The sequence below is a fragment of the Paenibacillus sp. Dod16 genome (genome assembly GCF_049893405.1).
Taxonomy (GTDB): Bacteria; Bacillota; Bacilli; order Paenibacillales; family Paenibacillaceae; genus Paenibacillus_AQ.
Genome location: NZ_JBNDYG010000064.1, coordinates 21,617 through 29,480 on the forward strand (window position 1 = coordinate 21,617; position 7,864 = coordinate 29,480).

Annotated in this window: 6 protein-coding genes and 1 rRNA gene; 2 read left to right on the forward strand and 5 right to left on the reverse strand. The window is 51.7% G+C overall.

Features of this window, described 5'->3' with window-relative positions; genetic code table 11:
- Positions 1–146 precede the first annotated feature (146 nt).
- The 4 genes from ACPV3A_RS33000 to ACPV3A_RS33015 all read right to left on the reverse strand — a co-directional run bounded on the left by ACPV3A_RS33000 (position 147) and on the right by ACPV3A_RS33015 (position 5,503).
- Positions 147–1,463, reverse strand: a complete 1,317-nt coding sequence (locus tag ACPV3A_RS33000; protein ID WP_426203992.1) for an MBL fold metallo-hydrolase — start codon at positions 1,461–1,463, stop codon at positions 147–149.
- Entirely contained in the window at positions 1,460–3,103 is a 1,644-nt protein-coding gene (locus ACPV3A_RS33005; RefSeq protein ID WP_426204002.1) for an ABC transporter permease, read from the reverse strand. The genes ACPV3A_RS33000 and ACPV3A_RS33005 overlap by 4 nt, the downstream gene beginning before the upstream one ends.
- 272 nt (positions 3,104–3,375) lie before the next feature.
- Entirely contained in the window at positions 3,376–4,443 is a 1,068-nt protein-coding gene (locus ACPV3A_RS33010; protein WP_426203994.1) for an ABC transporter substrate-binding protein, read from the reverse strand.
- A gap of 22 nt (positions 4,444–4,465) precedes the next feature.
- On the reverse strand, positions 4,466–5,503 hold the full coding sequence (locus ACPV3A_RS33015) for an ABC transporter ATP-binding protein (RefSeq protein ID WP_426203996.1): 1,038 nt from the start codon (positions 5,501–5,503) through the stop codon (positions 4,466–4,468).
- Positions 5,504–5,676: 173 nt separating this feature from the next.
- Between ACPV3A_RS33015 and ACPV3A_RS33020 the strand changes: the two genes are divergently transcribed.
- Complete coding sequence (locus ACPV3A_RS33020; protein WP_426203998.1) at positions 5,677–6,582, forward strand: LysR family transcriptional regulator; 906 nt, start codon at positions 5,677–5,679, stop codon at positions 6,580–6,582.
- A gap of 166 nt (positions 6,583–6,748) precedes the next feature.
- Positions 6,749–7,609 (forward strand): hypothetical protein, encoded by an 861-nt coding sequence (locus tag ACPV3A_RS33025; protein WP_426204000.1) that lies wholly within the window; start codon positions 6,749–6,751, stop codon positions 7,607–7,609.
- A gap of 167 nt (positions 7,610–7,776) precedes the next feature.
- On the opposite strand, the gene rrf is transcribed toward ACPV3A_RS33025, so the two are convergent.
- Positions 7,777–7,864, reverse strand: a 5S ribosomal RNA gene (gene rrf, locus ACPV3A_RS33030); the annotation flags it as partial.

A 7,864-nucleotide genomic window follows, 5' to 3' on the forward strand; every position in this document is an offset into this window, starting at 1 on the left:
AACACCAAGTACTAGTACTTGGTACTAATTTATTTTTATATATGTTCATTACAGCCTTCACCAACTTCACTTGCATCTAAACACACAACCGCCATTCCGCACAAAAAACCTTTATCGCGAAAGCAATAAAGGTTCTCTAAGCACGACTAGAAATAGACTTCCTCACCAACCGACATGGAATAAATGTGAAGGTTGGGGTTCGGTGTTTCCTCTGTCAGACGGGCTCGTAACCGGTCCGTTTCTCCTTTGTCTGCATGGACGAGTACGGTATGCAGTGCCGGAACGCCGGTTATCATCTTGCGCACATCCGCCAGGCCCTGGTGTACCTTATACCTGATTTTCGTGACAGAGCAGGCACCGTACGACGCCGGATGTTGTAGGAGGCGATGTCCAAAGGTCCCCTGGGAAACATGACCTGTGAGCAGAACCAGATTCCGGCTATCGCCGGACATCTGGCGATAGTACCACTGCGCAAGATTCGACTGCATCATCCCATCCGTTACGAACCATAGCGATGCCCCGTGCTTATGGAGCAAGGACTCACGTTCCGCTTCGCTAGCGGGCACGATCCAATCGTTCCGGTTCAGTAATAACTCCAGCTGATCCCTCATTCCCTGATCGGATTCCTGGCTGCGAAGCCACTCCGAACGAGCAAGCAGTCGCTTCATTCCTTCGATCAGCGGCGCTTCGATCATGATCGGCACATTTCCCCAATTCCTGTATGCCCATAGGATCATTTCCTGCCCTCGGCCGGCGGCCGGCACCGGTATCAACACCTTCCCGCCGGTTTGCAGTGTGCTCTCAATCTTATGTTCCAATTGCTTTAGCTTATCGGCCTGTGAAGTAGCGTCCGTCCCGTAAGCCGCATCCACGATAGCCAGATCCAGCAGCATGGAAGAGGGCTTGTCTACCAGCGCTGGGCTGTCATCCTCAAGCAGCAGCGATTCCGATGTATAGTCGCCAGAATAGAAGATCCGTTTTCCTTCAGCCTGTACCAAGAACCAGACAGCCCCTACCATATGGCCGCTTCGTCCCCACATGATCTCAACGCCCGGAAGCGCCTCAAACCATGTCAACTTCTCAGCCTCTTCCTCCAGATACCGGTAGCGGATCGCCAGCTGATCCTCCTCCATATAAGGAAGCTCTACGCCTGCCCTTGCCGTGTACTCTTTCCAGGAGGCAAAGTAGGCCGTTAACTGTGCTGCCGTCTCCCTGGTGGTCCATACCTCCCCTTGATAGCCAAGCCGGTACAGGAGCGGAATCGCCACCGAGTGGTCCTCGTGGGCATGTGACAGAAACACGGCATCCAGCTTCGGCACATGTTCTTGCTGGATCATGGGATAGTCCCCTGATCCTTCCTTCTTGACGCCGCAATCCAGGAGCAAATGGACCTGCCTGCCGCTTAGTAAATACGCGGAGCGGCCATGCTCGCCTGCACCGCCCCATACCGTCAGTTTCATCATGATGCATTCCACTTTCTTTTAGAATTCATAGCTTCGACCAGCAGTAACAGCAGCACCGTCATACCGACGGAGACAACGGCCATCGCCATCCCGAGAGATACCTGTCCCTGCTCAAACTGGGCAAAAATATACGTAGCCGATGTCTGCATCGATGGAGGCAGAATGAGCAGTGATCCGACCAGCTCACGTGAAGCAATCGTGAAGGTCATGATCCATCCCGCCAGCATGCCGGGCATAATCAGCGGCAGCAGAATGCGCCGCAGTACAAGCAGCGGACCGCCTCCAAATACTTGACCCGCCTGAAACAGAGTACCGTCAATCTGCGTAAAACTGGCCTTTACATATTGCACCGTATAGGGGAGGAACAGCACGACGTACGTCAGCACCACCATCCCATAGGTATTGTAGAGCGTAACCGGCATCCATGGCGCATTCCAGAGCAGGATCAAACCGACCACCATCACAATGCCGGGAACCGTATTCGGCAAGAGACTTAACAGATCGATGACCCGCTGCATCCGTGCCTGGGACTTGCCGATCGTCAGGGCAAAACCGGTACCTAGCAGAACGGCAACGGTAGATGCTGCAAGCGACAGGCCCAGACTGTTACCGAGCGCTTTCTGGCTGACCGATCCCCAGGACAGCAGTTCCTTGTAATGAGCAAGCGTCAGATTATCTAAGGACAATCCCGCTCCCCGGAGTTTCATCAGAGATGCCGCAATGACGGAAAAATAAGGAATGCCAACAGACAATACGAGCAGCAAACCGATGTAAAGAGCGCAGATGGCACCTTTGCTTCCGCGCAGCGAATATCTCTTGGAGCGCTGACCTTTGCCGCCGACTAGACGGTAGGTAAATCTCCGGCTGATCGTAGACTGCATGTACCACATCACCAGACAAACCGACAGCAGGACCGATGCCAGCGAGGTCGCTTTACCGAAATCGATGGGCCAGCTTGAAATATATTTGTGGATTTCTGAGGTCATTACATAATAGCCGATGCGACGACCGAACGTTGCCGGGGTGCCGAATTCCGCAATGGTTTTGACGAACACCAGCATCGCGCCCATGCCGTAAGAGGATAACAGCAGCGGCAGTATGATTCTTCTAAACCGGTATCCAGCGCTTGCGCCGTGAACCGCGCCGGCCTCCTCCAGATTACCGCCGATCCGAATCAGAGCGTCCCGCAGCAGCAGATAGAGAAACGGGAACAAATGCAGACTCATGATCAGCACCATACCTCCGAAGCTGAAGAAGGAATCACTCCATCTCGCGGTTCCCGGCAGCCACTGCTGCAAATATCCGCCCTTTTGCATAAACAGAATCCAGCCCATCGAACCGATATACGGCGGGGTCATGAACGGAATCATCAAAATCACGTCCACCCACCGATGCTGTCCTAGCCGTGTTTTGGCCATCATCCAGGCGAGCGGCAGCGCGAGCAGTGTCGATCCTGCCACCACGCATACCCCCAGCCAGATGGATTGCAGCAAAATACCGGACAGCTCATGACCGGCTATCGTTCGTATCGGCGCCAGCCAATCGAAGTGTTGATCCGGGTATACACTTTGCCAGAAAATAAGCAGCAATGGCACACCGATGCCTATAATAAGAAGAAAAAGGGCGAGAATAACGCCCATTTTTCGTAAAAAACGCTGACTGTCCATGATGACAGGTCTCACTCCCGGTTCACCTCACATTGCCTTCCTGTGCTTCACTCGTAGAGGTTGTTCAAAAAGTCCGATTTTGATCACGAAGTGAATCAAGAAGCAACTCGGCATCGAATCTTGAATTCATCCGGGCCTTCCGGTGCTCACGTACAAACTACGTACGCTCCGCTCCTCACTCCCTAGCTTCATCCAACCTTCTCGGTGCTGAAAACCGACCTTTTTGAACACGCACTCTTATGCACTTACTTGAATACTTCGGAAAAACGTGCCGCCGTCTCATCCCCATGTTCGTTCATCCAAGCCCAATCCACTTTAAACACCGGAATATCCTTCAGATTGGTCCGGCCTTCAGCCTCCACATCCTCACGGCCCGGAATCAGATAGGCGTCCGCCACCAGTTTCTGTGCTTCGTCCGACAGCAAGTAGTCGATGAAAGCCTTGGCATTATCCACGTTCGGACTGGATTTCAAAATCGCAGCCGGTCTCGGGCTTACGACGGTTCCTTCCTCCGGGTATACAATATCAAGCGGCTCGCCTTTGGCTTTGGCCGAATATGCCATATAATCCACGCCTGCGGCAACCAAGCTTTTGGCACCGGTGATCACCGGGTCCAGCGCTTCCTGATTCGCTCCTGCCATAGCCGTGCCATTGGCTTTATAGTCCTCGAACAGTTTCCAGCCTGCGTCGCCCTTCACACTCAAATAGCCCGTGATAAAATCCAGCGCCGATCCCGACAGCGTCGGATCCGGAATATTGACCGCATCCTTCCACTCCGGCAAGCCCAAGTCAGCCCAGCTTTGAGGCGGCGCAGTGACCAGATTGGTGTTGTATACAATCCCCAGTGCCGATGCGCTAGTGCTGAAATAGTTTCCTTCGGCGTCGGACCAATCCTTATTCAGCTTGTCCGCATTCGCGGCTTCAGGATAAGGCAATGTCAGACCATCCGCCTTCAGCGCCTGTGCGGAGGGGAGAGATGCAAGAATGACAACATCCGCAACCGGATTCGATTTTTCCGCTTCCATCCGTGCCAAAATTTTGCCCGTTGTGCCTTGGAACATCTCTACCTTCACGCCGGTCTTGGCTTCAAAACCGCTCACAATATTGTCGGCAAGCTTTTGAGGACCTGCGCTGTATAGAACGAGCTTGCCTCCGACTTGCGTACTCTCCGATGCAGATGATTTGCCTGTATCCTGTGCCGGCATAGTAACGGAATCCCCATTTGGGGCACTGCCGCATCCAAACAGACTTAGGCTCATGACAGATGCCAGCAACAGCATCGCGCTTTTTCTCCGTAACTTCAATTGACTCATTTCTCCCCAACTCCCCTTCATCTTAGCCTGCAGCAGCAGGCGTGCGTTTTGCTGTATTTTGATGCATGTCTGTATTCTTATCAGGACTTGTTCCTTCACCCATCCGACAGACCTTATGTGGAGACACGTACAGATTTACGCGTTCTCCGACAGGCACCCTCTTGTCCAGGTAAGCGGTCCACTTGTCCAAGCCCTGCACCTGCAAGCGAATTTCGTATCGCTCGCCTACATAGCTCACGCTTAGCACGGTTGCCTGATAGCATACATCCTCCGTGCTTGTCCTGCTCCAGGTCACATGCTCCGGTCTCACCATGGAATGATCCACCGTCAGCCAATTGGACTTACCGATAAACGAAGCCACAAAGGGATGGCTAGGTGTTTCATATATCATCTCCGGGGTTCCACGCTGCAGGACTTCTCCCTTCCGCATGACCACAATTTCATCCGACATCGACATGGCTTCCACCTGATCGTGTGTGACATAAAGGGCAGTCAGCCCCATATCCTTCACAAGCGACATCATTTCGATCCGCATTTCCTCCCTAAGCACGGCATCCAGCGCACTCAGAGGTTCATCGAACAGTACCAGTGCCGGACGGATAGCTACTGCTCTGGCAAATGCAACCCGCTGCTGTTGTCCACCGGACAGCTGATGCGGATAACGGTCCTCCATCCCCTCCAAGCGGACCATAGCCAGCGCTTCGGTTACTTTTTGTCTCAGATCCGCCTTAAGCTTGGCCGCTTTTAATCCGAAGGCAACATTCTCGTATACCGTCATATGCGGCCAGAGGGCAAAATCCTGAAATACCATCCCGAAGCTGCGTTTGTGCGCCGGCACGTCAATCCTTTTGTGCATGGAGTAGATACACCGGTCTTCCGCATAGATTTCTCCTTCGTCCGGCTGTTCCAGCCCGGCGATCATCCTGAGCAGGGTCGTTTTGCCGCAGCCTGACGGCCCGAGCAATGTGGTGAATTGACCGTGACGCAGTTTTAAATCGGTAGGAAGTAACGCGGGTGTGCCCTGAAATGATTTTTGAATGCCCCTGATTTCAATATCCACTTTCGATCCCAACCTGTCTTCTTAAGCTATTTCCAGTGTAAGGGCTACGTTTAAGCGTTGTATTAGACTAATGTAAACTTGGAATTAACTTTTTGTTTGAATTCTGTTGATACTCATAGATTAAATCTATATAGAGAGCATAAATAAGGATTAATCAAGGGAGAGATATACGAATGAATCTGATGAAGCTGCAAATTGTGGAGCTGATCGACCGCCATCATCATATGACCAGCGTGGCAGAAATACTTGGCATTAAGCAGCCCACGGTTACTTTTCATATGAAGTCACTAGAAGAGGAACTACAAGTCCGGCTGTTCGAGTCCCGAAGCGGAAAAACGTTTCTCACCGAGGCTGGACAAGCTCTGCTGCATTATGCGGTAAAAATAAACGCACTTGCCAAGGAATCGGAACGGGTCGTCCGCGAATACGACAGCTTATATCGGGGAACGCTGCACATTGGAGCCAGTTATGTCCCTGCCACCTATCTGCTGCCCGCGATATTGAATACCTTTGCCCGTGAGTTTCCCGGTATCCGGATCTCCTTATCCGTCAAGCCTTCACCGGTTATCCGCGACATGCTGGCGCGGCACCAGATTGATCTGGGCATTATTTCTTCTGAGCCCTTTACGGGTCCCAGTCTCCACGCCGAGTCCTTGTGCAGGGATGATCTGACGCTAATATGTTCGCCTGACCATCCGCTGGCCAAAACGGATTCGCTGCAGCCCGAGCAGATCATTCGCACTCCCTTTGCCTTGCATGGAACCGAATCCAGCACGAGACAGCTCACGGACCTGTGGCTTGCGCAGCATGGTTTGCATATGAGGAGTCCGGTAGAGCTGGACTCGCTGGAAGCGATCAAGCAACTTGTATTGTTAGGGGACCATATTTCCTTTATGTCGCGGATGGCGGTACAGCGGGAGCAGCAAGAAGGCTTAATGCACGTTCTGCCGATTCCCGGCCATCAGGCATCTCGGCATATATACAGCGTCCATAATCAAGACCGTCTTCCTTCCGTACAAATTCAGCGTTTTCAAGAGGTCTTGCGCGAAGTGGGCAAACAATTGGGGCAAGTCCTGTAATAGAAGGGCTCTGTAAGCCATGTGGATGGATTAACAAAATATGTATGCCACTATTCAATAATTCTATACATATTTGATACAGTCGCCCTCCCCCGTTAACAGCTCACAATTATTCAGCGTTTAAAGTAAGCTGTGTACCTAAATCCAGCTTATGGGAGTGATTGTATTGAGAAAGTGGAAACAGCTGATGTTATCTTTCATGGTAGGTTTCGCGGCTCTAGGAAGTGGATTAACCGGAATCCAGACAGCGGAGGTTTCGGCCGCCGCCAATGCCGTACCTTCCTATGAAGTGAAGCTTCTTGCCAAACCAGAAACCGTGCTGGAATCCGGTGGGAGCCTGCGGAGCGAAGTCATTCAAACATTCGGAATAGCTTCTGCTCCCCAGGCAATCGGTGTAGCTTACTATGACACGAACAATTTGGGACTGAATGCCGAAGGCTGGGACGTCCGTTTTCGCAAAAAAGAGGATAAAGATAACTACGAGCTTACCTATAAGAAACGTTATCCCATCGTGAATGGAGATATTAACGCCGCGCTTAGCTTGGCAAACCAGGAAGGCTTTGATGCTTCGGATGACAATTACGAGGCCGAGATTGATTGGGGCTACGGCAAACAAACGCTTAGCTTCTCCAACACCAAGAAAATAAGCACGAATACAACCGGCACTACGCTCCCATCTGAACAAGACGCCTTGGCTTTACTGCTGGACAAACTGCCAGGAAAGCTCAAAAAATGGTCCTCCCCGAATTGGGGTGAACAAGAGCTCTCACAGTCCCGAATCCATGGACCGCTGACGTTCTACCGCTATGAAGGATCATGGAATGGCCAGAAAATGAGCCTCGAAGTTTGGCCTATTCGTAATGCAGACGGCACAGGAACCGAGAATTTGATCGAAATCTCCTTTAAAACATCCGATGTCTCGGTTGCTTCCCAGCTCCGATCAGAGCTTATGGACACCCTCGAGTCTAACGGTTGGCTGCTTCCTATGGACGGCTTGAAAACACAACTGATATTGGAAAGATATTAAGCTAAGAACACATGTTAGATAAGGAAGCTATTAAGGTAAAGAAAAGAAGGGCGCCCTCATAGGGGGCGCCCTTCTTGCTGATGCTACATGATTCAGTTCAGATGTTCATAAGGGTATAACAAAAAAGACCGCTATCGATGACTCGATAACGGTCTTTATGGTTGTTCGCTTGGCGACGTCCTACTCTCCCGGGACCCTTCGGTCCAAGTACCATCGGCGCTGGAAGGCTTAACGGTCGTGTTCGGTATGGGAACG

Coding starts and splice junctions, on each gene's coding strand:
- ACPV3A_RS33000 (WP_426203992.1), bottom strand. CDS start 1,463: ATGATGAAACTGACGGTATGGGGCGGTGCAGGCGAGCATGGCCGCTCC.
- ACPV3A_RS33005 (WP_426204002.1), bottom strand. CDS start 3,103: ATGGGCGTTATTCTCGCCCTTTTTCTTCTTATTATAGGCATCGGTGTG.
- ACPV3A_RS33010 (WP_426203994.1), bottom strand. CDS start 4,443: ATGAGTCAATTGAAGTTACGGAGAAAAAGCGCGATGCTGTTGCTGGCA.
- ACPV3A_RS33020 (WP_426203998.1), top strand. CDS start 5,677: ATGAATCTGATGAAGCTGCAAATTGTGGAGCTGATCGACCGCCATCAT.